Here is a 24,241-nt window from a genome sequence, read left to right as displayed (position 1 = left end):
TGCAAGCGGTTACGCACCGTCTCGTAGGACACCGGCGCATCAACGACGCCTCACTCCAACAACTTATCCGACAGCAGACGCTCCGGCCAGTGTTCTCGTCCTTCGGGAGCATCGCGGCCACGCCAGAGCAACCAAGAACGCCTCTTGCTTACCATCCAATTTGCGCTTGCGTCCAGGTTTGGGTCGGTCTCCCAAAATTCGGCTGAGGCGGTCGGCACACCAGCACTTTCTCGTTTCCGCAACTGTCACGGTCGTGATATGCAATACGTTCGCAATCTCCTCATCTGTCTTGCCTGCATCGCGAAGCCCAGAGCGTATGAGCGCGTCGAATTTGACGAACATTTGCTCCGCCTTTACTCACGATATTTTCTCACTGTTCTCGTTCTTCACCGCTCAAATGCACGACATACTTGCTTTAGCATTCATACACGTTCCTTCCCTGGTTTGGCTGTATAATGGGTACAGTGGAAGCATATCTTGGCATTACACGTTAGGGAAGAGAGTGTCGAGCAAGACTGCTCAAAATCTCTCCTTACCGAGGCTCTATCGGAGTCATTAGGGGAGAGGCGAATGGGTATCTATGACGAGGTGAAGCAGTATCTTCTTCGGTTCTACAAGGAGGCTGCCGTCCAAAGGCAGCCCCTTTCGCGTGAACAAACGGATTCGACATCAAGCTGCTATCGTTCAACTTGTGGGTACACCATGGCGATTCCATGCAGGTAGGTAAGCGCAATCCCCTCGGCACCGTGACCTTCACCGGCATAGATTTCGCTGCTCACCGTCAAACCAGGATAGTTGCCCTGCTCTAAGAAGGTAACAAATCGCCGAAAGTTCGGAATGTCATCCTCCTCCAACTCGCCTACGGAAAGGTAAAGCTGAATCGGATTGCTGCCATTGCGCGCAGCCAACTGCGCGTCGTGGTGAATCCAATAATCGTAGGTGGATTTCAGAATCGCGCTGCCGGAGATATAGCGCTGAAAGGCATCCGGCTGCCGGAACAACGCATAGAGCACAAAGAAGCCACCCGACGAATAGCCTTGCAGGCAGCGATCCGAGGGAATGGTGCGATAGTTTGCATTAATAAAAGGGATCATCTCCTGGGTAAGGGCATCTAAAAAGAGGTGCGACACACTCTCGCTAGAGGCGCCGGGCACCCCGGGAATATCGAAATCAAGGTCTCGTAACGCAGCGAATTCATCAGAGGTTTCCATGTCATAGCCAATGCCGACAATGATAAGCTCAGGTACTTTCCTGAACCAATTGCTAAAGCGCGTCAACCCAGCCGCCACACCAAAGTTGTAATCACCGTCTAACACATAAATCACGGGATACGCCTGTGTAGATGTCTTGTAGCTGTCCGGAAGAGCGACGGACAGGTGATATTCCCGACCACGGATAGGAGAGAAGAGCGTTCGCTCCTCTGTGCCAAACAAGGCTGCCCGTGGATACTGTTCACTCATATATGCCTCGCTTCTCGTTTATCATGCCGCCGAGATTCTGTTGGTCTTGGCTCCTTTGATATGCCCGCAGGAGCTACGCCAGAGTTCGCGGCAAAAACTATTGCGGAAGATAGCCTCAGTTGCGAATGCCGGTCACTGGTGATTATACTCTTGATGCCATGAGTAGATCTACTGAGATCCTCTTCAATGGGACATATTGCTCGCTGTTTTGAGCAACATTCAACTTTACGACCGGACGCGGGTATCACTGCCGTTTCCAATCTCCTCTGGCGTTCGAACCTTAGAAGCCTTTGTTTGACCAAGAGCTTACATTGCTCGAAGGCAAAGGCGCTGACGAGGAATGGTTCGCGGCTTACGAAAAAATCGAAGGCCTTGCTTTGACGCTCAGGTATCCCAGCCAAGCTAAGTCCACCGAACTTTTCTTGGAGCTTCTGTCGGAACACAGACTCGGCCAAGTTTTGTTCTTCCAGGCTGAGCTGATACTCCCACAATACTCGATACAACTCCTTACTGCGCTGGTTGTAGGCAGTGCGGAGTCGCTCTCGTCGTCGGCTGGCTTGTGCCTCGCGCTTGCCCGCGCTCTGTGCCCACTGTTTGAGCCGGGCAAGACGCAGCTCCAGGCGTGCTCGTCGTTTGGCGACTTCCGAATTCTCCACCGCCAGTTTGGCAAAGCCGTGATTCGTGTCCAATCCCAAGGGGAGAAGATAATCCTTGATGATGTTTTCCTGGGCAGGCCAACGCTGAATATAGGTCTGAGCAAGCTCGATGGCATCGACAGGCTGGGTCTGGACGGTGGTCACAATTGGGATGAGTTTCGGTATCGTCTCTTTCGCAGGCGCGGCAGTGGCTTGCCAACCCTCACGCCACCAGGTTCGCTCATCCAAGGGCAGGTCACTGTCCCACCGTTGCGGATACTGTGCCTCCCCTGGATCAGGCCGAACCAAAACCGTCCAGCGCAAATCGCGGATGAGTGCTACCTGTAAGCACAGCGGCGAATCAGGATGGTCTTCGCGCGACAAAGTAATGCTCGCCGGAGCCACTTCCCGGATAACCTGTCCGTGAACGTCCGTACTCAACGGTATCAAGGTGCCCACGTCGGAGAAGGAAGTGAGATCCCGATACTGATTGGTTTGTAAGATCGTGACCACGTTGCGTCCTTCTGCGTGCAATCTGGCCAGGAATTCGGTTGCCATCCCCTCGCGATCCACGATCATTCGCACGATCTGGGTATTTCTCACATGCTGTTCATAACGTGCCAGAAACGCGGGGACACCGACGGTGAGATGCTGATCTCCTCGATGGGTCGTGACAAACAAGGGATGACCATGCTCGTCATGCAGCAAGAGGAGCGCTCGGCAGCCCAGGATCACGCTCAGCCGCCCGATGACCTCGCGGAATGAGCACATCACTGTAGACGGGCTTGCGATGCCCGTCTACATAGCACGTAAGCGCTTGGGGCTGTTCGGTTCCTTCCGCCAATGCATGCCAAAGCTGGGTGGCCCAGCACGCGAGGGCACCCGTAAAGCGTTCGGTGCCATCGGCACGAGCGATTTGCGACAAAAAGGCTTCAGTATACCGATAGCCATAGGCGCGCATCCGTCCGGTAAGCAGCGCCAGACCCTCGGCTGTATAGCCGCGCAGATCCCACGTCCGGCGTAAGCCAACGGCTCCTAGAAACAACAGGGTGAGCAGCAGGCGTTGACGCACCGCTGGACTGCCTGTCAGGGGAAAGGAAGGTGGGGCCAGGGCTGGATTAGGAGCAGGTGGCAGGGCTTGTTCCAACTGCGAGAGCAGGCCGGTCTCGATGGCTGCCGAAAACCTCAGCAAGCCACCCGCTTGTTCATGAGATCCAGATGCAATGGTGACACCTGTTTGCGGCTTTTTTTTCTCGCGGCAGGTTCTTTCGGCTCAGCTCATGGGTAGCACGCACGCGGTTGAGTTGGCTGACACTCACCATGATCCCAAAACGTTCAGCCACGAGATGTTGGATCTCACGGCTGGCTGCAGACGCGTGACGCTGACAGTAATCTAGCACGAAGGTGAGCACTTCCCGCGTAGTTTGATCGGATGACCATAGCGCCTCTCAACGAAGGCGTGCTCGCCTTCATGCTCGACTCGCTTGAGCAGCCGATAGACAGTGGTACGATGCAGAGAGATAGGGCAGCCCCTCCGTGCTTGTGAGACCGTTGCCCCAGACTCCACCTGCCGAACAATCTCCCGCTTGGCTGTCCGCCGTGCTTGACGTTGATCTGGTGCCATCACCTCTCTCATTTCCATCATTCCCCTCTTTCCTGCTGCAAGAGCAACATATGCCTGATCTGTTTGTTTCTCGAGAAGAGCAGTTCAGAGCCACGGACAGACCTTCGCATTGTTTTCCCTAGATGGGCAGATGTGAGCCTGACACCGGCCACACGATTGCTGTGTTAGATGGTCCAGGAGATAGGATAGTTGACGATCGGAATAAAAGTCACGCCAACTGCCTCCGAATCGCGCCTGGCATCGACAATCATCTCTTTCAGGCTGCCCATCTGATTTGCATGTTCCTCGTTGTCCCAGAGGCTGACATGAACCATAGAGCCATCCGGCGATGTGCCAGCGTAGTAGGAAAGCAGGCCAGGGAGTTTTTGAATCGCAGGAATAAGGTACGTACCGATTTCTTTTGCCATACGATCAACTTCTTCAAAACGTGCAGGATCAAAATTGCCGCGTGAGACGCGGATCACCGCTGTGGGAGGAAGGGATTCAGTCATTGCTATTTCCTTTCATGCTGCGCTATCAAGGAGCGGTGGTGTGTCTTTCTCACCACCGCCCTGTTTCTTCTTGGGAAGAATACACTGAGAGCCGCACGCGTGTCCAATATCATTTCTGGATACATTCATATCGAATGTGGTATAAAAATCGGCATGGACCTCAACGCCTTATATTGCACTCTTGCTGCGTAAAGGTTGGCAAAATACTGTGACTCCCTGATAATGTGGCGACGATGCACAACTCGGTCTATGCCTTCGACGCCGATGACCCACAGGCTGATAAGCCTCTCTGGGAGACTCGATTCGCCTCCCTGATCCCAATATTGGTAAGAATATTGGTTTTTTGAAGGGTTGAAAATCGTATTCAGTTGGATAGTAAAAAGCCCTACCAACATCCAAGCCCTCTTCAACCAATTACAAGGAGAGGGATTATTCAGGATAGTGTTGCAAAAAATTTAAAGCCCATCAGAATAATGATGGTAATTGTGGTAAAGATGCATTTTATCAGAGAAAAAGGGTACTCTTTCTACTGGTTTTGTCCGTATAAGATTTTCGAGTATCACTCATTACGATGAGCTTTAAATTTTTTGCAACACTACTATCAGAACAGTCATCATTTGAAAGGACGCATCTTGATCCAGTGGCTTTTGAGGCTGATTTTCCCTGTTTACTGGACTTTACCCCGCGCAGTCACCGGCCAGATTGCTTCAAGAACGCCATTACGACAGACATAGTAGGTGTCATGCAAATTAATCGTCGTATCGATATGGCTGGGATAAAATGCAATACGGTCTCCTATTGCAAGTTGTAGACGAGCAGCGTTTGTCTGCTTATCCCAGAAGAGGACTCCATGTTCGTCACCCGCTGGCTGATATTGCACTCCTGGGAGGCCCAACGGTTCAGGCATTCCACTGTCAATGGAGAGGGACTTGAGACCTGCATCGACGATGGCTCGATTAGGAGAAGGAAGGCTGATGACGGTGGAAAGAATAGTGAGCGCATTGGCATAGACAGGCCCGAGAGCATTGCGGTAATCGGTATCCATGAAGAGAAAAGAGCCAGGTTGGACTTCAGTCACGCCTTCCCACTGCGCGCAGATTTCCGCTGTTCCCGTTCCCCCGGTAGTCACGATCTCAATAGGAAAGCCAGCGGTTCGTAATTGGGCAGCAGTTGTTGTGAGCAGGTGCATCGCCTCACGACAGCGTCTGGTTCGCTCCTGTAGATCGTGAATGTGTTGCAGATGCCCTTCATAGCCCTGGACCCCAATGAGGTGGAGATGGCTCATGGATGCAATATACTGAGCAAGCGCGAGTGCATCCTCTCCAGGAGCAACCCCACAGCGGTTTTGCCCGACATTGAGTTCGATGAGGACGTTCAGGTGCAGATCAGCCACTTCCAGAGCTGCACTCAATACCTGTATTCCCACCTGACTATCGACAACGACCTTAATACGAGGATGCCGCCGCAGGAGGTTGACCAACCGTGTTACCTTTGGAGGGCCGACGATCTCGCTAGTAATCAACAGGTCTTCAATCCCCGCCAGAGCCATCACTTCGGCCTCACTCACTTTCGCGACGCAGCAGCCGATAACTCCAGCAGCAAGCAAGCGATGAGCCAGTTCTGGACTTTTAGCAGTTTTCAAGTGTGGTCTGACACGCACGGGAGTTTCTCGAAAGCGAGCCATTAACCGGGCAATATTCTCCTCCATGAGTTGTCCATCGACAATCATTGCAGGAGTATCGAGGGAGGCAAGCAGATCTCCTGGTCGTGGCTGATACATAATTGTTGCCCTTCTGCCTTTTCTGTACAGAGGCTTGATTCCGCACTTACTCAATACAGGTAGCATACTCAACTCATATCCTTGTGTCAACGCCAAAGGACGCTCGATATGCAATAGTACCTTGATTGCTTGTAATTCTGCTCGCGATCCGCAAATTAACTCAAAAGCTGGTAAATGATCATTTCATTCACCTTGCCGCCGGTAGAGGAGGCGCATCGGTAGGAACTGATCGTATCTCGACGCCAGTTGTAACCATGCATGGAGATATCTGTGAGCACAGAGCGTACACTCCTGCATCAGGTACGCTTCTCCATTTACACGACCCAGTGCTCACGCTCAGAGGAACTGTGCCGAAGCTGTCACGGGGACTATAGGTTCATAGACTGAAGAAACTGTTCCACTTGGTCATGGTCAATCGGTATTTGGTGAGCAAAGCGAAAAACTTCCTCACGTTGCCGTTGATAGATCTGCGAAAGTAACTCACGCTTGGAGGAATCCAGTCCCCCTGGCGATGATTGGCTGATTTCATAGAGAAAACTGATTTTATCCAACAATTTGATTTCTTGCCGTGCTTCCTGATCCTCGACGATAGCAAAGGCGTTATGAATATCCTGTTGAATGGTATCAATAGCCTCTCGCACGGCTCTCGTCTTGAAGAAAGGCAAGATATCTCCAACAACAGCTTCATGCGCATCATGAAGTAATGCAAGCGTGACTAACCTATCACGTTTTTCTGCCGGATGAGCACAAAAAGAGGACCAATATAAAGCAAGAAAGGCCACTGCTAACGTATGTTGCCCTACATTCCAGGTTCCAAAGCCTGAAACACTATAGACGCGAGGAATGTTGCAGATATTCATCAGAAAATCTAAGTTTGGATGTTTCGAGACCTCGCCTAATAATCCTTGAGGGGTAAAAATGTCTTCATAATCAATCTGTTCATCCATCGTTGCCTCTTTGACATGCATGTATTGTTAGCAGTATAAGAGAGAAGGTAAGGAAACGTCAAGCAAAATATTTTTCCGGCGAGTATATGCACCCGTAAACGGTTCTGTCAGAACGCAGAGAGCCAGCCTTTCCTCTCGGAGAAGTTGTCGAAGAGGCCGCTCATCGTCATCGGCAGCCTGCTCTTCAGTGCCTTGATCGTGGCTGCGCGGTTCGCCCCGAGCTATTCGCTCTTACTTGCGGGTGCAGCTCTCGCAGGACTAGGCAGCGCCCTGGTCGAGCCCGCAATGGGCGCATCTACCTGGCAGCGACCAACGGGGAGAATCGTGGTCAGATTATGGGGATGCATGGCTCTGCCATCTCGCTGGCCGTCATGCTCAGGCATACGACGATCTCCTCATTCCCGCTCACACGCTGCAAGAGTTGGCTCGTATCCTGCCAGCAACTGGCGATGTGCAAATGATCGTCACTCCCAATCGTAGCCAGATCCTCTTCCACACTGCTCAGATTGACCTGATCTCACGCCTGATAGAAGGAACCTATCCCAATATTTCTAGCATGCTGCCAAAAAGCTATATGACACGGGCGATCATCGAGACGAAAGAGTTCTCCGCCGCCCTCAAGTCGCTCACTCCCTTTGCCCAGGGGAACTCGAATATCACCCATCTCAAGATCAGTGGGAATGAGCAGGCAGATAGAGGGAGCTTGATTATCGAAGCCAGCACCGAAGAAATTGGAGCCAATGTCAGCAGAATTGATGCAGCTATTGATGGACCAGCGCAGGAGCTTCTTTTCAACATTAAATATCTCGCCAGCGTCCTCTCCGTGATCGATACTCCGCAAGTGGCGCTTGAAGTGGCCTCGAAGACCCGCCCTGGCCTCTTGCGAGCGGTGGGAGCTATCGACGCCCAGTATGTGATTATGCCAATGACGGTGAATCGCTAGAGAAGAAGATACCTGATACGAGAGGCATATCATTGCCAAGTTTTCCTGGAAGCATTTCAATGTGCATGCGGCAATGATATGCTTCCACAAAATTTCAAACAGAAGTCTCGGGTTGCAAGCCTCGCTCTCGTATCACATCCTGTCAATCTCACAGAACACTTGGTGGAAAAAGACCGGTTTTCTGTTGGGATTGATACCTTGACACGATATGACTCCTCTAATGCGACAGATTATACGGCAAAAAGAAGTGTCGCATTAGAGGAGTCATATATAGAGACAAACATCTATGAAGTTTGTCGAAAGACACGACAATTTATGGAGCGGAATGGAATATTACTTGCTTGTGGGTAACACTAGGAGGAAAGAGTTTTCAACGGAAATCAATAGAACCTTTATATGGCAGAGGAACGACTTTTTACCAGGCAGACAACAACTCTCTCTTTTTTCGCTCCCTCTTCCCATAAAAACTGAAAAATGTCTTCTTGTCTCCTCTAATTTTATCTCTTCTTTTTTGCATTCGCCAACAGTATCGAGATCATCTCCACAGGAGCGGGCGGACGATTGGTGCAACCTTTGAGGTGGGGCAGGTATCACCTTCCGCTGTTTGGCTTGGGCGACCGTCTGGTCGAGCATGTCCATGAGCCCTCCCCTGAGGTCAACAGAAAAAATAGGTTACGTAAATTCCGCTTCTCGTCCTCTATTTTCCCCACGGAAGCAGGCTTCTTCCACCTAGCCAAGCACTCTTTGAAGGAGACTTGGCTCCTGCTGAGGCACCTATCCTTGGAGCCCCGAAAGAAAAAAGAGACCAGTGCTTGTACCTCTGAGGCTGTCCCAGGAAGGTGAGAACAGATCTCGACTCGGTGAGCTCTTGACGGTCTGTTCGTGTCCAAACAGCTCTCGCCTATGAATGGAGGACACTGTGAGGAAGCGATGTGAGCTAAACTGTTCCATTCATGATGTGCTCCTCTTCATGACATCTGCTTCTGGTTTCCTCTGCATGCTGTTTCCTCAGCTCCCCTGCTCGCACAGTTCCCCAAACAGGGACCGTTCCCTTCTTGAATGTTAGGGTGATAGCTAGGGCAAACCCCGAGCCTGCAGGCTCGGGAATTAATAAAAGGAATGGAACCGCTCCTGCCGCTGTTGTGGCGTGGGGAACTGGGGTGGTGGAGGTTTGGATTATGCTGCGATTAAAAGAGGAATTCCATGCCTTGGCTATCTGAGGGGGAGTTAGGAGGAGGTGGTAGGAGCAATGACGCACATGTTAGCGAGAGGGGAGGTATTGCCCTTCGCAGGCGGAGAGCAGTGTTTTGCTGGTGTCCTCTGGTGGGGCTGGTCCTCAGTTCCAGGTATTGCTGTTCAAGCCGCTGATCGATCAACGGAACCAGGAAGCTTCCAAGCAAGCGTCTGACCGTTTGGAGAGAGGGAGCGTCAGGATCGGTTCAGATCTGCTTCCCAGGAGTTTTGCATTGATGATGAGTGAGCATCACTGTTCCCACCTTGCTCGATCTGTTGGGACACCATGGCTGTGACGGTGTGCAATACACCCAGGTGAGAGACCAGAGACCAGCAGTCGTCGGCCCCCTGCGAGCCCATTACAAACAGACATCATCTTGCAGAAGAGTAAGTGGTGGTAAACGAAAGGGCGGTAGGGATTGTGGAGCGCTGGAGAGGCTCAAATGGAAGTGGGTGATAAAAAGGATCAAGCTGGTTCTTGATCGTCGTCATTGTGCTGGAGTGATGGGCGAGTGGAGGCGCTGGAGCGCGGTGGGGGCCAGAACAAATAAAAAAAGACCTGGCCCTGGCTGCTGCTAACCCGGCATTGGTTCGCTCACGGATGAGGTCACGCTCAAATTCGGCGAGTGCTCCCATGAGATGGAAGATGAGTTTGCCGCCAGGTGTTGTCGTATCAATCTGCTCTGTCAGGCTGACAAACTCAATGCCTCGCCCCTGGAGATCCTTGAGCAGTTCGATCAGAAGCTTCAAGGAGCGTCCTGCCCGATCCAATTTCCACACCATGAAGGTGTCGCCTGGTCGGACATAGGCTAGCGCTTCGTTCAGTCCTTTGCGCTCGGCCTTCGATCCCGTAATCTTGTCCACAAACCATTTCTCACATCCTGCTGCTTTCAGCGCATCAATCTGGAGTGCCTCGCTTCCTTGTTTGGGCGGTTGTGTGCTATACTTGAGACAGAATTGGGGATCTCGGGAGGTCCCCAATGGCATAGGGAGGGTACGATGCCCAAATCATCGCTGTCTACACTCATCTGGTCCCAGGTGCATCAACGCTATGAACTCCAGAAGCAGGGACAGCCTATGCAGTGCTTCCTTCCAGAAGAGGAGCCAGCATTCACGCGCTGGCTGGAAGAGCAGACCTCGTTTGCCTTTAGAGGACAGTCCGGACGGCTCTCGTTGCTCAAAGAAGCAAGATCTGCCGGGACCAGTTATTGGTATGCCTATCGCAAAAGGGCGAGCCAGACCTGCAAGCGGTATCTTGGAGCAACTCCTCGGCTGACCTTTGCACGCTTAGAGCAGGTGGCAAAAGAGCTGAGCGGCTCGCCATCTCCTCTATCTCTGGCACAGGAGCATCCTGAACAACAGAATGGACAGGGAAGAACGCTGCTCGCTACCAGGCTCATTCCGCCTCGTGTGCCTGGCTTTCTGGTGGAGCGTCCTCGCCTCCTTCACGACCTGGATGCTCTCTGGACATACCCGCTGGTCCTGGTCTCTGCCTCTGCTGGGAGTGGGAAGACGACGCTGCTCTCAACCTGGGGAAGCCGCCAGGAGCATCCTGTCGCCTGGCTTTCGCTTGATGCGTTGGACAATGATCCCGTCCGCTTCTGGGCGTCCTGCATCGCAGCCCTACGCAGATGCTGGCCCGCGCTTGGAGAAGAGGCCTTCGCTCTGCTGCACGCGCGAGAGGCTCCCCCACTCTCGACGATCCTGGTCGCTCTGCTCAATGATATCATGTACCTTGATCGAAAACTCATTCTCATTCTGGATGACTACCATCTGGTCTCTGAGCAGAGCATCCATGAAGGGGTGCTCTTTGTGCTCGATCATTTGCCTGCCACGCTGCATCTGGTGCTCATCAGCCGCATCGACCCTGAGCTTCCCCTCTCGCGGCTGCGCGTGCATCACCAATTGCTTGAGATCCGTGATCAGGAGCTGCGCTTCACGCAACAAGAGGCTGCCAGCTTCCTGACACAGGGCATGGGACTGGCGCTCTCAGAAGAGGAGGTGGCGATCCTGCACCAGCGCACCGTGGGCTGGATTGCCGGGTTGCAACTGGCCGCGCTCTCGCTTTCCAGGCAGTCGGACCCCTCCAGTGCCGTTGCGGATTTTGGGGGCAGCCACCGCTATCTGTTGGACTATATACAGCAGGACATCCTCGTGCAGTTGAAAGGTCCGCTCCAGGACTTCCTGCTTCAGACGAGCGTGGTGACGAGCATGAATGCAGCGTTATGCCAGGCCATCACCGCCAGCCCGACCCTTCAAGAGAATCAGCAGATGCTGGAGGAAGTGGAGCGCGCCAATCTGTTTGTCGTGCCACTCGACTCTAGACGACACTGGTATCGCTATCATGATCTCTTTCGTGAGGCGTTGCAAGCTCGTTTGCAGGCCAGCCTGCCAGCATTGGTTCCGCTCCTGCATGTGCGGGCGGCCCGCTGGTATGAAATGCAAGGCGAGAGGCGAGAGGCGATTACCCACGCACTGGCCGCGCCTGACTTCTCGTATGCCGCCGCCTTGATCAAGCAGGCGGCACAAGCTTTCTGGTTGCAGGGAGAAGTGAGAACTGTTCACACCTGGGTCCTGGCCTTGCCTGATGCCGTCCTGCGCACCCATCTGCGCCTGGCTCTGGATGCCGCCTTTCATTTCCTCAACGCTGCCAGTGTGGACACGGAAAGCGTCCACGCCAACCGGACTGTCCAGATAGAGCGGACCTGTACGCGCATGGAAGGCATCGTACGGAGAAAGGCAGAACTCTCGCTCTCTGAGGCAGAGGAAGCATTGATCAAGCTGCGTCTACATGTGCTGCGTGCTTTGATCCAGTCGAGAGTGCTCCTCAAGCGTGGGGATATCGAGCACCTGGGGGCTCTCGTTCGGGAGATGGAAGCGCTTCCTGCCGATGAGGAGGAGAACTGGAATCTGATCCGGCTCAGCCCCGTCTTCCTCTGCGAGGTGATGCTCCAGGGCAAGGGAGCTTCCTTGATCCCTCGACTGCGGGAAGCGGTGCAGACGGCGAAGGAGGCAGCAGACTTCCAGGTAACGATCCGTGCCATCGCCTGGCTGGCTTTCGCCTCTGGACAAGCTGGACAGTTGCATCGAGCGCATCAGGAAGCTCTTTGGGGACTGGCCCTGCTCGAACGGGAGGGGGGGCACATCACCTGGCCAGGATACCTGTATTATACCCTGTTCAACGTCTCCTACGCCTGGAATAAGCTGGAGGAGGCGGCAGAGTGGCTGAAGCTGATGCGGCAGAGCGGTCAGGACTGGCATCAAATAGAATTGCTGGGCATCGGAGAGGTCTATGGAGCGCGGCTCGCACTGATGCGAGGAGATCTCGGGGCTGCTGAGTTGTCCTTGCACCAGCTCGAAGTCCTCGTGGCGCACGAGAGGTTTACCTTGCGTGCTCCCTGGGTGAGCATCCTGCGCGTGCAGGTGTGGCTGGCTCAGGGCAACCTGGAAGCAGCGTCGGCCTGGACAGCCCAGACCATGTTCTCCTCAAGTGCCTGGAACCCTGTGCGCCGTTGGGAGATGCTGCTGCTGGTGCGAGTCTTGCTTGCCCAGCAGCAGTCAGATCAGGCGGTCGAGACACTCTCACGCTTCCGTCAGTATTTTGATCGGCCAGAAGTGCTTGACGCTACGTTCGAGTGGATGGCGCTCTCGGTCGTAGCTCTGTCCCGAAGCGGGAAGCGTGAGCAAGCACTCCTGGTTGCAACTCACCTGCTGACCATCACCGAGCCAGAGAGCTACATCCGGCTGGAGCTTGACACGAGTGAACCCTTGATGAAAGAGGTGCTCACGATCTGGCTAGAAGCGCACCCAGAGGAGATTTCCCAGGCTGGCACGGCTACCCTTTCCCGGTCAAGCGTGTTGCGCATGCTCATGGCCCTGAAGGGAGAGGCAGCACCAAGGTCTACACAAGCAAACGGAGCGTCCTCTGCTCTCTCGAAGAGTGTCGCCCGGCACAAGCTTCTCGAACCCCTCTCCCGGCAGGAGCAGCAGGTGTTGCGGCTGCTAGTGGCAGGACAGACCTACGCGGAGATGGCGCAGACGCTGACCGTCTCCCCGAATACCATTAAGACCCAGGTCAGCAGTATCTATCGCAAACTGGGCGTGAGCCGACGTGCCGAAGCCATCGCCGTAACGGCGCGCTTGCCTCTCTTCTAGCCGCTGGGAGCGTCTGCGAGTCCTTGCCAGTTGGGGAACCGCGTACCTGGTGTGTTCCCCAGGACCTCTAATACAATCACCCGGAAAATCGCGAAAACCGGTGACGCTTCTTCTCCCACCTTCCGGCTATACTCTTCTCAAGCGGATAAGAGCAGTGCAGAAACAAGTATGCCAGGGATCAAGAGTTCTTGCTGGAATTGGAACCAGAAGTGGCGCGTTACGAAGTGGCGACGAAGCGGTAAACACGAGCGCAAGATGATGTCTGTTCCCTGCCTGCCGATGCTCCTCTTCTCAAGAAGTGACGACTGAGTACCACCCGGCAACTTGGAAAGGTAGGCAGAGCGATGCATGTGGTGATCCGCATTCAGGGGCATCTTGACCAGAGTTGGCAGCAGTGGCTAGAGGAATTAGCGATTGTGCACGAGGAGGATGGCACCTCTCGGATTTCAGGTGTGCTTCCCGATCAGGCCGCTCTCTATGGCGTGCTTCAAAAGATTGATCGTTTGAGTTTGACGCTGCTCTCGCTCGAACGCCACGAAACGAGGCTGGACGAAGGCTGATCTTTCCGCTTTTGCTGTCTGCGAGACGAAAAAGAGTGTTCTCTCGCTTGCTATTCGCAAGGACGAATGCACCCAGAGGAAAAGGAGACATTGTATGAAACTTCGAGCGTCCGAGATGGTGAGTCTAGATGGGGTCATGGAAGCGCCCGATCAGTGGGTGTTTCCTTACATGGATCAAGAAATCGGGCAGGATGTCATGAGCGCGCTCGGCGAGACTGATGCGATGCTCTTCGGGCGCAAGACCTACCTGGAAATGACTGCCTGGTCCAGCAGAACCGGTGAAATGGCTGACATTTTTAACCGCGCTCCCAAGTACGTCGTTTCTACCACGCTGAGGGATGTGAGCTGGGATAACTCCCACGTCATCGCAGGCAACATTGTGGAAGAAGTGGCGAAGCTGAAAGCGCAGCCTGGTGGAATCCTGTTGGTCAACGGGAGTGCTGAGCTGGTGCGGTTGCTCGCTCAGTATGACCTCACTGATGAGTACTATTTGACAGTCGCGCCCCTGGTCCTGGGGAAGGGAAAGCGTCTCTTTCCAGAAGGGAGTGAGGCGCGACTTCGGTTGGTTCACTCCAAAGCCTACCAGACGGGAATCGTTCGTCTGGGATACGAGCCGGTCAAGCAGTGATGCCACGACCCTCGGAATCCGTTTCACATCAGGTGCGCGTTTTCTGTTTATTCTTGTTAAGAAAAGAAGGAGCATGCGATGCAACACGTGACATCAAAAGACGGCACCCTCATCGCCTTCGAGAAGATCGGTCAGGGGCCAGTGTTGATTCTGGTGGGCGGGGTGTTAGGCGATCACTTCCAGAACGCAGACCTGGCCCAGTTTCTTGTCGAGCACTTCACCGTGTTCAACTTCGACCGGCGGGGGCATGGCGAGAGTGGTTTTACAGCCCCCTATGCGGTCGAGCGCGAGGTCGAAGATCTCGATGCCCTCATCACCGAGGCTGGTGGATCAGCGTATGTCTATGGAACGTCTGGCACGGCGATCCTGTCCCTGGAGGCGGCAGCGCGTGGGCTAGCTCCCAAAATGAAGAAACTCGCGGTGTGGGAACCGCCCTATATCTTAGACGGCAGCCGTCCTCCCGTGCCCCAGGATTATAAAGAGCAGCTCATCCAGATGTTGCAAGAGGAGAGGCGAGGCGACATGGTCGAGTTGTTTCTGGTCAAGGCGGTCGGCATGCCATCTGAATTGGTGACCCAGATGCGACAAGCTCCATTTTGGGCGGGCCAGGAGGCTCTGGCGCACACCCTGATCTACGATGCCATCCTCACCAGCGGTTTCTCGCTGCCCACAGATCGGATCACCACCATCACCATCCCCACGCTCGTGATTGACGGAGGGACCATGCCGTGGGTGAGCCAGGCCGCACAATCGGTGACGTCTGCCCTGCCCCATGCGCAGCGCTGCACCCTTGCTGGTCAGCCTCACAATGTCGATCCAGCGGCTATTGCACCCGTCCTGGTGAAATTCTTTCAAGACGAAGACGACATGAAGCGCAGAGACCTCATCTCTGTCAGGTCTGTGCAATCCGACTGAGGAGGAGAGAGATGCAACACGTCATTTCAAAAGATAGCCCATCTGGTGTTGCGACCCCGAAGCTGACAAGAGCGCTGCTGGCTTGCGGCGTGGTCGCTGGCCCCCTCTACATCATCGTGGGCGGGATCGAGATGCTCACCCGTCCTGGCTACGATCCGACCCGTGACGATCTCAGTCTGATGAGCAACGGCAGTCTGGGATGGATTCATATCAGTCTGTTCATCCTGACTGGCTTGCTCACCATCGCAGGTGCCATTGGGATGCGGCGTTGCCTTCCTGGCAGCCAGGGTGGAACCTGGGGGCCGGTGCTGCTGAGTGTGTATGGATTAGGTCTGATTGGCGCTGGCTTTTTTGTCGCTGATCCGGCCCACGGCTTCCCGCCTGGCACGCCAGCTGACGCGAACGCGGTGAGTTGGCATGGGCTGCTCCATTTCATCTGTGGGAGTATCGGCTTCATCGGGCTGATCGCAGCGTGTTTCGTCTTTGCGCGCCGCTTTGTAGCCCAAAGACAACGAGGATGGGCGGTCTACTCGGTGACAACGGGCGTGCTCTTCTTCGCCGCCTTTGTAGGAATCGCCGTTGGGTCCAATGCTGTCGGAGCCATCACGACGGTTGTCATCCTGGCCTTCACTGCTGCGGTGGTGATCGGCTGGGCATGGGTTTCGGCAATGGCGGCGAAGTTGCTGATCTCCTGACCCCGTGCCGCGAGCTTCAAACGCCCTGTGGGCCGATCCTCTCGCGTGAGATCAAAGGAATGCAGCCTCGCCTGGGCGAGGCGCACGCAATACATGAGCTTCGCTCCACATCCTCGCCTGGTGAGTTATCACGAACCAGATGAGGATGCAGAGGCTCTTGTTGCTTCTTCCATTCATCAAGTAACCCAAACCCCCTCCGTGTGTCGCAGAAAACGGACGATAATGTGATTGCTCCCCCTGTCTCTTCAGGCGAGGAAAATAGCCTGGGAAAATCGCGGCTTATCTGGTATACTTCTCCTCAAAGGGGGCCATGATGGGCTTGGGCGAGAGGTGGATTGACTGGTGGCGAACTCCCTATACTGATCCATCCCTCGCGAACATACAGGCCACTCCATTTCAGGAAAGAGGACCAGAACATGTCAGAGTCACACCTGCTCATGACCAAGTTTACGGTTCCATTTTTGCGTCCCCAACTTCTTCCACGAACGCGCCTGATTGAGCGGCTCAATCAGAGTTGCGGACTTCCCCTGATCCTGCTCTCAGCCACGGCGGGCTTTGGGAAAACCACACTCCTGTCTACCTGGGCCAGTCAAAGCATGCGACCCATTTCCTGGCTCTCACTGGATGAACTAGACAATGATCCAGAGCGCTTCTGGACCTCTGTGGTTACTGCACTCCACGCAGATTTCCCTGTGGCGCCTGCGGACACGGCGAAAGCCAGTCAACACACGCAGCCTCCGTTTCTTTCCGTCCTGACTTCGCTCATCAACGATCTGGTGGCGAGCGCGTCGGAAACGATCCTCATTCTGGACGACTATCATGTCATCCAGGAGCCAGCCATCCACTCCTCATTCGCGTTTTTCCTGGATCATACTCCCGCCTCGCTGCATGTCATTCTCTCCAGCCGGGTCGATCCCCCACTTCCTCTTGCCAGGTGGCGCGCGCAAGGAAGAATGGCTGAGATCCGCGATGCCGACTTGTGCTTGAGTGAAGCCGAGACGGCCAGCTTTCTCAGTCAGGTGATGGGCCTCTCTCTGCGAGAGGAAGAGGTGTGGCGACTCTTTGAGCGAACCGAGGGCTGGATCGCCGGGGTGCAATTGGCTGGGCTCGCACTGCAACGAACCACTGACCCGGTCGCCTGGTTTCGGTCCTTCAGTGGCAGCCATCGCTTTGTCCTCGATTATGTGCAAGAGGAAATTCTTGCGCGGCAACCCGCCCCCCTCCAGCGATTTCTGCTTCAGACGGCGATCCTTTCTGAGATGAATGCTTCCATGTGCCAGGCGCTGACCGAGGAGACCGGGGGGGAACAGGCATGCCAGGCACTACTGGAAACGTTGGAGCGGGCCAATCTCTTTGTGGTTCCTCTGGATGAAGAACGGCGCTGGTATCGCTATCATGCCCTCTTCCGCGAAGCGCTGCTCACCTATCTACGCGCAACTACCCCCGAACAGCTTCCACTCCTGCATCGACGCGCTGCCGCCTGGTATGCTACGCAAGAGCGCTGGGCTCAGGCCATTCCTCACGCGCTCTCCGCCGGAGATGAAGGCTACGCCGCAGACCTGATCGAGTGCTTCGTTGACCCAGCCAGCTTTCGTAATGACTATCATATGCTGCGCCGCTGGTTGGCTGGTCTTTCCTCGGAAACCCTGCGCTCGCGACCACATCTGAGCTTTCGATATGTGGATTCGGTGGTGTTTACAACCCCTCGTTCGCCACAGACCCTGGATCTCGTCGAGGAACCCTTGTGTTGGGCAGAAGAAGGATATCGCCAGATCTCCGATGAGGCCGGACTTGGCGCGGTACTGACCGCGCGGGCAGTGCTCACCAGTATGCAAGGGAGGGTTGCAGAAGTCCTGGCTCTGGTCCACCAGGCACTCTCCCTGCTTTCCGAGCAGCAGGCTCTCTGGCGCGGCCACTGCTTGCATCTTCTGGGCCTGGAGATGATCATCTCTGGTCAACCAGATCGCGCCCAACCATTGCTCTTGCAGGCCAGGACCCTCTCGGAACAATCAGGCTCGCTGCCAGGAACCATCGCCGCGATTATCTGGCTTGGCTTTGTGTCCTTGAGCAGGAGCGAGTTGCGGCAGGCGGAGAACTTCTTTCAGCAGGCATTGGCTCACTCCCGCGAACATGAAGACCTTGCCCTATTGCAATTGACTCTTGAGACGGGCCGCAGAGATAGCTATTACGAGCGAAGAGCATACTATGGCTTGGCTCGGCTTTTCTATGAATGGAACGATCTTGAAAAGGCACAGCAGTATTTGCATGAGGCCCTGATCGGGATGCCGTCTCCCTGGATTCACGTACTCCCTTCCGGCTTACTTTTTCAGGTTCGCATGCTGGTAGCGCGGGGAGAAACTGAACAAGCCCGCTCCCTGTTGCATGCGAACGTCTCACAGGAGTCTCGACCAGAGATCCTGCGGGAGATCCACATGGCGCAGGCCTGGCTCTCCCTTAAAGCGGCAGACTTGCCTCAAACCGAAGCGTGGGCCTCATCCGACCTGCACACAACAGAACCCTTTGCCCACGTTCGTCGAGAAGAGGAGGGCTTGCTGCTTGCGCGCCTACGGATCGCGGAAGGTCAACCACAAGCGGCGCTCGGCCTGCTGAGTGAGTGGAAGCAAGAGGCCAGTAAAGCGCATCGTGGGTACAGTGAACTCCAGATCCTTCTGCTCGAAGCGCTCGCACAGGAGCAAGCCGGGGAGCAAGTGCAGGCGAGAGCAACGCTGCTTGAGGCGATCACGCGGGCCAGACCAGAGGGCTATCAACGCCTCTTTCTCGATGAGGGTATCTCCATTGAGGCTCTGTTAAAAAGCCTCTTGCCTGATCTGCGAGACAAAACCCTGGCCACGTATGTGCGTGCTCTCTTGCGCGCCTTTATCGAAGCTGAGGTGTCAGCGGTTACGCCTCCCATTGACACAACTCCCCCATTGCTCGATTCATTAACTTCACAGGAACAACGCGTGTTACAGCAACTCGCACAAGGAGCCTCCAATCAGGAAATAGCCAATGCGCTGGTGATCCAGCTTTCGACAGCCAGGAAGCATATCTCAAGTATCCTCAATAAACTGGGTGCCGCTAACAGAACCCAGGCTATCGCTCTGGCGCGGGAGTACGGTCTTCTCTGAAAGACCACTGGAGAGGTGTCTGCCAGGGCTTGCAAGCTCGCCATGTCGGTATAGCGTTGTCGGTCATCGCCGATTTCCGCCAACAGCCGAGGAGCCAGACGGCGTCCGGCTCGCGGCAGGCTCTCAAAAATCGCGCTGTCGGCGTGGCTCAAAAAAAGGTCTTCAATATCCTTGTCGTAGATAGCGATTTGCTCAACCAGAGGCAGCAACTGTGCGATCAGAGCCAGTGCCAAACGCGATTTCGTGCGCGTCGTCACCGCATTGGCCTCCAACTGGGGCTGCTGCAAGGTCTCAGCAACCTTGGGGGCGACTTTCGCAGCCGAGGTATGTCCGGCCTTTTTGAGGACCGTCTCAATCTGCTCAATCGAGGCGGCGCGAGCTGCCTGGAGAGTGGGATACGTTTGCAGAAAGGTCAGCGTCGAACGTTGCTGAAGTTTGGCAAACAGATCCAATGCTCCTGGATAATACGCCTTGAGACAAGCAGTCAATTGATTGACCAGCCTGGTTTGCATCTGGATCAACGAATCCTGGTCACGCGTAAGTGCTTTGAGTTCGGCGATTTGCTCGCTATCAGGCGTCAACCGACGCAATTCTGCAAAGTCCGCGCGACCGGTCTTGGCCAGCAAGTAGGCATCAATCTGGTCGGTCTTTGCTCTAGAAACAGCACGGCGACGATCCACCGTTGTAGGATGAACGGGATAGACCGGCCAGCCTTTTTCCAGCAGGAAAGCGATGAGCAAGCCGTGGGAAGTTTCGACGATGCAGGCCAGATTCTCTTTGTCCGTGGAACCAACAATGGTCTCCAGAAAGGCATGCAGCTTTTCCAACCCATCAGGGCTATGAGTCACACGGCTCGGTGTCTTGACTTGACGACCAGCCTCATCAATGACCAGAGCATCATGGTGAGTATCACTCCAATCGATACCAGCGTAGAACATGAGCGACTCCTTTCTGTCCGAAAAAATTCTTGGGGGAAGCGTGTTCTTATCCTGCGGTGCTCAGTTAAGGCACAATCTCCTAATGATCGGTTAACCCAAGAATGCCGCCAGAGAAGCCGAATCTTTCCTAATAGGTCGAACCTGATGAAGGAACGCTGCTTTCTCCAGCGCGTTCGGACCATCACACAAGCAAGTTTACCGCTTGCTTTGACCCTTTGTCGAGCGGGTCTGTGAATATATTATTGGATAAGAAGGAACTGCATGAAAGCCACAACTCTGTGGACGCGATTCGCTCAAATCGTCCTCGCCGTAAATGTGCTGTTTTTTGTGGGAACGTCAATGGTGATTCTCTTTTTGCCCCACATCTTTCAATCTCTGGTTCAGTTTGTACCCTTCAATCGTCACTACCTCGGTGATGCGGGCATCTTCCAACTGGCGGTGAGTCTCGGTTTGCTCTGGGCGTTTCCTGACCCGACCAGGAAGGTCTCCCATATCTGGATCGGCACCATTGCCAGCCTCATGCACACCACCAACCACATCTATGACCTGCTCTTTGTCAGTACCCCGCCGCTCTTTCGCCTCTGGCTACCGCAGACGTTAACGCTGCTGGTGCTGGGTCGTCAGGGGCTACCGGAGCAGACGGCACACATTCCTCTGCTTGCTCTCTTTGACGGCGAGCGGCCAGCTTGCCTTGCTCGTTGGTCAGGAGGCGAATCTCCTCTGCGCTGATCTCGGCTCCGCTCAACCGTTGCAACGTCGCTGCTGCGTGTCGATAGGGCCAGGAGGCACCCACCAAGATCGCCGCCTCCCGCAGGGCAGCAGTGATCCGGCACAACTGCAACCCCTGCAACAGTTCCCCTGATGGACAAAAGCGATGGTGACAGGACTGGCAGCGAAAGCGACGACGGATCAGCTGGACCTTCCCAAAGAGCGTGAGGATCGTGCCTTCTGTCTTGACAGATCCCCCACAGCGTCGGCACAAGGGACGCATCCCTTCCCAGGCTCTCACCGTCTTGGCGAGTGCCTCACGCATCCAGCGATGCCCCGCCTCCTGGATCTGGGCTTCCATTTCTGGGAAGGTCGCGTTTGCATTTATCTCTAGACTGAGCGATACTTGTATCTGCATGTGAGATTCCTTTCTGGGCTTGGATTTCAGGTTTTTTTTATCCTACCACAGATTGGAATCTCTCTTTTTAGCCCTGGCTTTTGGGTACAACCGTTTGCGCAGGTTCTCAGGCGACCAGTTCGACCTGACCTCTCACATCACCTTTTTTCATACCTTGCAGTTACCCTTTTCCCATCATGTTCATCACTTCCAATCCCTGTAAAATTTGCCATATGTACTCTGGAGGAAAGGTCAGGTAGGGAAGTATAGTATAATAAATAAGAATAAAATCTTTCATTGCTTATATATCCAATATTTCATGGAAAGGGTGTGGAGGATGCGACAAATGTTATACTCCGAAAAGTTCTGTTTCTCTCGTTGGGTTAATATGAGTCCTTATTTATACGTAGGCCGCTGGCTGGAATACAGCGGTGGCCCTTCAAAGAGAAAAGGAATTTCAGGAGAGTCTATGTCATGGATGCAGCCTCTTTTTTTGGGTTGACGCCGCCGCTATTTGGGTGTGAGAGATATCATCAAGGCGATCTGTGCCTTATTATTTTCGCGTGGAAGATTACCAGGGGATGGGTCCAGGAGCTTCCACATTGTCGATGAAACCGCTGATTGGCCGTGAGCAGGATGTACGTGAGATCTGCTCACTGTTGCAAGACCCCGCAGTACACTTGCTCACGTTGACCGGGCCTGGGGGCGTAGGCAAGACGCGCCTGGCGATGCAGGTGGCAACCGAGATAACGTCCCGTGTTGCTCTGTTTGCCGATGGTTGTTGTTATGTGTCGCTGGCGGCTATCCGAGATAAGGGCCTGGTGTTGCCGACCATTATCCAGAACCTGGGATTGAAAGAAGCGGCGCAACAGGCTCCATTGCACGTGTTGAAACAGGCATTACGCGAGAAACATTTGTTGCTGGTACTTGATAATTTTGAGCAAGTGGGAGAAGCGGCACCTCTGATTAGCGAATTGTCCGCTTATGCTTCTTCTCTCAAACTGCTCGTCACCAGTCGGGAAATCTTGCATCTGCATGATGAATATGAGTTTCGAGTAGCCCCTCTCGCATTACCAGATCTGAACCGTTTGCCAGACCTGGCAACGTTAGCGCAAAACGCTGCAGTTGCTCTGTTCGTCGAGCGAGTTCAGGAGATGGTGCCACAGATCGCTCTGACCGAGGAGAACGCTCGAACAATAGCGGAAATCTGCATCCGATTGGATGGCCTGCCGCTGGCGTTAGAACTGGCTGCGGCTCGTATGAAATTGCTGTCGCCTCAGGCACTGCTGGCACGGCTCAGTCGTCGTTTGACACTACTGACGCGAGGAAAGCAGGATGCACCGGAGCGACAACAAACCTTGCGCCGAACCATTGAGTGGAGTCACCAGTTGCTCTCATCACGTGAACGACTCCTCTTTCAGAGATTGGCAGTTTTTGTTGGCGGAGCCACATTAGGAGCAATAGAGGCGACATGGACTGCGCTGGAAGGGCAGGTGGACACTAGCCTGTTAGACCTGCTGACTTCATTGGTGGATAAAAACTTGCTCCAGGTACGACCGACACAAGAGGATGAGGAGCCATATTTCACGATGCTGGAAACTATTCATGAGTATGCTCAGGAAAGGATGGATAAGGGTTATGCTCAGGAAAGGATACGGCTAGAACATGCTCTGTATTATCTGATGATAGCAGAAGAGCGTGCTTCAAAGCTAATTGGTCCTGAGCAGAAGCTCTATGTCAGGCTCCTGGAGCGTGATCATGATAATCTGCGAGCTACTATGAGCTGGCTGCTGGAAGAGCAGAAGGCCGAGCTGGCCCTGAGACTATGTAATGCGCTCTGGATGTTCTGGGCGCAAAGTCATACTCAAGAGGGATATCGCTGGATCAAACAGGCTCTTACACTTCATCATGAACAGAGAATTGGTGTGGATACGCATGTCCTGGCCCTGGCCTATTATTGTATTGCTGTTCTGGCGCGCTACGCAGGCGATGCGCCTCAATCGGCCATACATTGTCGCAGGAGCCTGGAACTTTTTCGGGAAATAGGAGATAAACAGGGAATAGCCATTGCGCTCTGCTGCCTGGGTCATCTTGCGCTCGAAGCGAATGATTATGCGACCGTGCAGGCGGTAAGCGAGGAGGCCCTCGCATTGATACATCCTACCGGCAATCTCTGGCGCTTATGCGAAGCGCTCTTCCTGTGTGCCTATAGTGCCTATCTGGTCGACGATTATGCCAGAGCACAGGCTCTGTGCGAGGAATGCCTGACAATCTGTCGCAGGGTTGGTGAACCGGTCACGACCATCCGGGTGTTGTATGCCCTCGGCCTATTTACTTATGTGCAGAAGAAATACCAGACGGCACAGACCTGCTATGAGGAGAGCCTTGCACTGGTACGCTCCGCTATCACCGTTGGTCGTGATGCAATTATTGCTATTTGTTTAGTGGGATTGGGCTGCGTGGCAGCGGCCCAAAAGCAAACTGTGTGGGCTGTGCGGTTATGGGGGGCAGCTCATGTTTTGTATGATGTTACCGGCGGGGCTATTGGCGAGTTGGGCACCTACGACTATCTGGCAACTCTGCTACGGATACACTTGCGCTACGATGTAGTTATTGCTACTGCTCGTAAAACACTTGGGGAGAAGGAATTTCTGAGCGCCTGGCAGGAAGGACAGGATATGCCTCTTGATCTGGTGCTGAATCCTCATGAGCTTGTTGCGCCTATGGTGTCGCCAGAGGTAACTGGAAAGAAAGAGCTTGCACCTGCTGATAGCGAGCATGGTGGGAAGCTGCCTTATGGGAATCTGACCGCTCGTGAAATTCAGGTGCTACGGCTGGTCGCGCAGGGTGCTACCAGCGCGAAGATTGCTCAGCAACTTTCTATTACCACACTCACCGTCAATTCCCATGTGCGCTCGATCTATAGCAAACTGGGAATCTCTTCGCGCAGTGCTGCAACGCGCTACGCTCTTGAGCAGCACATTTTAGAATAAATGTATTGGAG

At 54.2% G+C, this 24,241-nt stretch carries 23 protein-coding genes and 1 pseudogene; 9 read left to right on the top strand and 15 right to left on the bottom strand.

Annotated features, from left to right (window positions below):
* Nucleotides 1-63 precede the first annotated feature (63 nt).
* From K3T83_RS00370 to K3T83_RS00330, 10 genes are all read right to left on the bottom strand, one after another.
* Nucleotides 64-342: a hypothetical protein gene (locus K3T83_RS00370; protein WP_220201036.1), complete on the bottom strand. Its 279-nt coding sequence runs from the start codon at nt 340-342 to the stop codon at nt 64-66.
* Nucleotides 343-677: 335 nt separating this feature from the next.
* On the bottom strand, nt 678-1,460 hold the full coding sequence (locus K3T83_RS00365; RefSeq protein WP_220201035.1) for an alpha/beta hydrolase: 783 nt from the start codon (nt 1,458-1,460) through the stop codon (nt 678-680).
* Nucleotides 1,457-2,869, bottom strand: a complete 1,413-nt coding sequence (locus K3T83_RS00360; protein WP_220201034.1) for a hypothetical protein — start codon at nt 2,867-2,869, stop codon at nt 1,457-1,459. The genes K3T83_RS00365 and K3T83_RS00360 overlap by 4 nt, the downstream gene beginning before the upstream one ends.
* Nucleotides 2,793-3,287 (bottom strand): hypothetical protein, encoded by a 495-nt coding sequence (locus tag K3T83_RS00355; RefSeq protein WP_220201033.1) that lies wholly within the window; start codon nt 3,285-3,287, stop codon nt 2,793-2,795. Before K3T83_RS00355 ends, K3T83_RS00360 begins: the two co-directional genes overlap by 77 nt.
* 201 nt (nt 3,288-3,488) lie before the next feature.
* A complete protein-coding gene (locus tag K3T83_RS00350) occupies nt 3,489-3,740 on the bottom strand; it encodes a helix-turn-helix domain-containing protein (protein ID WP_220201032.1) in 252 nt (83 codons plus the stop codon).
* Nucleotides 3,741-3,883: 143 nt separating this feature from the next.
* On the bottom strand, nt 3,884-4,210 hold the full coding sequence (locus tag K3T83_RS00345) for a hypothetical protein (RefSeq protein WP_220201031.1): 327 nt from the start codon (nt 4,208-4,210) through the stop codon (nt 3,884-3,886).
* Nucleotides 4,211-4,877: 667 nt separating this feature from the next.
* On the bottom strand, nt 4,878-5,990 hold the full coding sequence (locus K3T83_RS00340) for a DSD1 family PLP-dependent enzyme (protein WP_220201030.1): 1,113 nt from the start codon (nt 5,988-5,990) through the stop codon (nt 4,878-4,880).
* Nucleotides 5,991-6,145: 155 nt separating this feature from the next.
* Nucleotides 6,146-6,268, bottom strand: a complete 123-nt coding sequence (locus K3T83_RS57050; RefSeq protein WP_268963410.1) for a hypothetical protein — start codon at nt 6,266-6,268, stop codon at nt 6,146-6,148.
* A gap of 90 nt (nt 6,269-6,358) precedes the next feature.
* Complete coding sequence (locus tag K3T83_RS00335) at nt 6,359-6,937, bottom strand: YfbR-like 5'-deoxynucleotidase (RefSeq protein WP_220201029.1); 579 nt, start codon at nt 6,935-6,937, stop codon at nt 6,359-6,361.
* Nucleotides 6,938-7,158: 221 nt separating this feature from the next.
* Nucleotides 7,159-7,320: a hypothetical protein gene (locus K3T83_RS00330; RefSeq protein ID WP_220201028.1), complete on the bottom strand. Its 162-nt coding sequence runs from the start codon at nt 7,318-7,320 to the stop codon at nt 7,159-7,161.
* A gap of 38 nt (nt 7,321-7,358) precedes the next feature.
* On the opposite strand from K3T83_RS00330, the gene K3T83_RS00325 reads away from it, so the two are divergent.
* Entirely contained in the window at nt 7,359-7,880 is a 522-nt protein-coding gene (locus tag K3T83_RS00325) for a beta clamp domain-containing protein (RefSeq protein ID WP_220201027.1), read from the top strand.
* Between the two features lie 333 nt (nt 7,881-8,213).
* Here K3T83_RS00325 and K3T83_RS00320 read toward each other — a convergent pair whose 3' ends face one another.
* Nucleotides 8,214-8,519 carry a hypothetical protein gene (locus tag K3T83_RS00320; protein WP_220201026.1) on the bottom strand — a complete coding sequence of 102 codons (306 nt, stop codon included), beginning with the start codon at nt 8,517-8,519 and terminating at the stop codon, nt 8,214-8,216.
* A gap of 610 nt (nt 8,520-9,129) precedes the next feature.
* On the opposite strand from K3T83_RS00320, the gene K3T83_RS00315 reads away from it, so the two are divergent.
* Nucleotides 9,130-9,288, top strand: coding sequence for a hypothetical protein (locus K3T83_RS00315; RefSeq protein ID WP_220201025.1), 159 nt, complete (start codon nt 9,130-9,132; stop codon nt 9,286-9,288).
* Nucleotides 9,289-9,485: 197 nt separating this feature from the next.
* Here K3T83_RS00315 and K3T83_RS00310 read toward each other — a convergent pair whose 3' ends face one another.
* A complete protein-coding gene (locus K3T83_RS00310; protein ID WP_236064761.1) occupies nt 9,486-10,100 on the bottom strand; it encodes a recombinase family protein in 615 nt (204 codons plus the stop codon).
* A gap of 12 nt (nt 10,101-10,112) precedes the next feature.
* Here K3T83_RS00310 and K3T83_RS00305 point away from each other — a divergent pair, with 12 nt between their 5' ends.
* The 6 genes and pseudogenes from K3T83_RS00305 to K3T83_RS57580 form a co-directional block, all read left to right on the top strand.
* Entirely contained in the window at nt 10,113-13,268 is a 3,156-nt protein-coding gene (locus K3T83_RS00305) for a winged helix-turn-helix domain-containing protein (RefSeq protein ID WP_220201024.1), read from the top strand.
* A 344-nt stretch (nt 13,269-13,612) separates the two neighbouring features.
* Nucleotides 13,613-13,828, top strand: coding sequence for a DUF8691 family protein (locus tag K3T83_RS00300; protein WP_220201023.1), 216 nt, complete (start codon nt 13,613-13,615; stop codon nt 13,826-13,828).
* A gap of 94 nt (nt 13,829-13,922) precedes the next feature.
* The gene (locus K3T83_RS00295) at nt 13,923-14,456 is read left to right on the top strand and encodes a dihydrofolate reductase family protein (protein ID WP_220201022.1); all 534 of its coding nucleotides are present in this window, start codon (nt 13,923-13,925) and stop codon (nt 14,454-14,456) included.
* 78 nt (nt 14,457-14,534) lie between these two features.
* The gene (locus tag K3T83_RS00290) at nt 14,535-15,371 is read left to right on the top strand and encodes an alpha/beta fold hydrolase (RefSeq protein WP_220201021.1); all 837 of its coding nucleotides are present in this window, start codon (nt 14,535-14,537) and stop codon (nt 15,369-15,371) included.
* 11 nt (nt 15,372-15,382) lie between these two features.
* Nucleotides 15,383-16,066 carry a DUF998 domain-containing protein gene (locus tag K3T83_RS00285; RefSeq protein ID WP_220201020.1) on the top strand — a complete coding sequence of 228 codons (684 nt, stop codon included), beginning with the start codon at nt 15,383-15,385 and terminating at the stop codon, nt 16,064-16,066.
* 416 nt (nt 16,067-16,482) lie between these two features.
* Nucleotides 16,483-19,113: pseudogene (locus tag K3T83_RS57580) on the top strand (winged helix-turn-helix domain-containing protein); the annotation flags it as partial.
* Here the strand turns inward: K3T83_RS57580 and K3T83_RS56000 are convergent.
* The 3 genes from K3T83_RS56000 to K3T83_RS00270 form a co-directional block, all read right to left on the bottom strand.
* Nucleotides 19,062-20,132: an IS110 family transposase gene (locus K3T83_RS56000; RefSeq protein ID WP_236064760.1), complete on the bottom strand. Its 1,071-nt coding sequence runs from the start codon at nt 20,130-20,132 to the stop codon at nt 19,062-19,064. The pseudogene K3T83_RS57580 and the gene K3T83_RS56000 overlap by 52 nt on opposite strands.
* Nucleotides 20,133-20,468: 336 nt before the next feature.
* Entirely contained in the window at nt 20,469-20,669 is a 201-nt protein-coding gene (locus K3T83_RS00275) for a hypothetical protein (RefSeq protein WP_220201018.1), read from the bottom strand.
* A 19-nt stretch (nt 20,670-20,688) separates the two neighbouring features.
* Entirely contained in the window at nt 20,689-21,258 is a 570-nt protein-coding gene (locus K3T83_RS00270; protein WP_220201017.1) for a hypothetical protein, read from the bottom strand.
* Nucleotides 21,259-21,782: 524 nt separating this feature from the next.
* Between K3T83_RS00270 and K3T83_RS00265 the strand changes: the two genes are divergently transcribed.
* Nucleotides 21,783-24,230, top strand: coding sequence for a LuxR C-terminal-related transcriptional regulator (locus K3T83_RS00265; protein ID WP_220201016.1), 2,448 nt, complete (start codon nt 21,783-21,785; stop codon nt 24,228-24,230).
* Nucleotides 24,231-24,241: the final 11 nt, after the last annotated feature.

The sequence above is a fragment of the Reticulibacter mediterranei genome, from assembly GCF_016587455.1.
Note: the sequence above shows the minus strand (reverse complement) of the source record. Positions and strands in the feature narration are given on the sequence as shown.

Excerpts from the sequence above, each read along its gene's own strand:
- K3T83_RS00340 (WP_220201030.1), bottom strand. The coding sequence starts at position 5,990 with ATGTATCAGCCACGACCAGGAGATCTGCTTGCCTCCCTCGATACTCCT.
- K3T83_RS00285 (WP_220201020.1), top strand. The coding sequence starts at position 15,383 with ATGCAACACGTCATTTCAAAAGATAGCCCATCTGGTGTTGCGACCCCG.
- K3T83_RS00330 (WP_220201028.1), bottom strand. The coding sequence starts at position 7,320 with ATGCCTGAGCATGACGGCCAGCGAGATGGCAGAGCCATGCATCCCCAT.
- K3T83_RS00365 (WP_220201035.1), bottom strand. The coding sequence starts at position 1,460 with ATGAGTGAACAGTATCCACGGGCAGCCTTGTTTGGCACAGAGGAGCGA.
- K3T83_RS00335 (WP_220201029.1), bottom strand. The coding sequence starts at position 6,937 with ATGGATGAACAGATTGATTATGAAGACATTTTTACCCCTCAAGGATTA.
- K3T83_RS56000 (WP_236064760.1), bottom strand. The coding sequence starts at position 20,132 with ATGTTCTACGCTGGTATCGATTGGAGTGATACTCACCATGATGCTCTG.
- K3T83_RS00305 (WP_220201024.1), top strand. The coding sequence starts at position 10,113 with ATGCCCAAATCATCGCTGTCTACACTCATCTGGTCCCAGGTGCATCAA.
- K3T83_RS00370 (WP_220201036.1), bottom strand. The coding sequence starts at position 342 with ATGTTCGTCAAATTCGACGCGCTCATACGCTCTGGGCTTCGCGATGCA.
- K3T83_RS00300 (WP_220201023.1), top strand. The coding sequence starts at position 13,613 with ATGCATGTGGTGATCCGCATTCAGGGGCATCTTGACCAGAGTTGGCAG.
- K3T83_RS00310 (WP_236064761.1), bottom strand. The coding sequence starts at position 10,100 with ATGCCATTGGGGACCTCCCGAGATCCCCAATTCTGTCTCAAGTATAGC.
- K3T83_RS00270 (WP_220201017.1), bottom strand. The coding sequence starts at position 21,258 with ATGCAGATACAAGTATCGCTCAGTCTAGAGATAAATGCAAACGCGACC.
- K3T83_RS00315 (WP_220201025.1), top strand. The coding sequence starts at position 9,130 with ATGACGCACATGTTAGCGAGAGGGGAGGTATTGCCCTTCGCAGGCGGA.
- K3T83_RS00350 (WP_220201032.1), bottom strand. The coding sequence starts at position 3,740 with ATGATGGAAATGAGAGAGGTGATGGCACCAGATCAACGTCAAGCACGG.
- K3T83_RS00295 (WP_220201022.1), top strand. The coding sequence starts at position 13,923 with ATGAAACTTCGAGCGTCCGAGATGGTGAGTCTAGATGGGGTCATGGAA.
- K3T83_RS00290 (WP_220201021.1), top strand. The coding sequence starts at position 14,535 with ATGCAACACGTGACATCAAAAGACGGCACCCTCATCGCCTTCGAGAAG.
- K3T83_RS00345 (WP_220201031.1), bottom strand. The coding sequence starts at position 4,210 with ATGACTGAATCCCTTCCTCCCACAGCGGTGATCCGCGTCTCACGCGGC.
- K3T83_RS00320 (WP_220201026.1), bottom strand. The coding sequence starts at position 8,519 with ATGGACATGCTCGACCAGACGGTCGCCCAAGCCAAACAGCGGAAGGTG.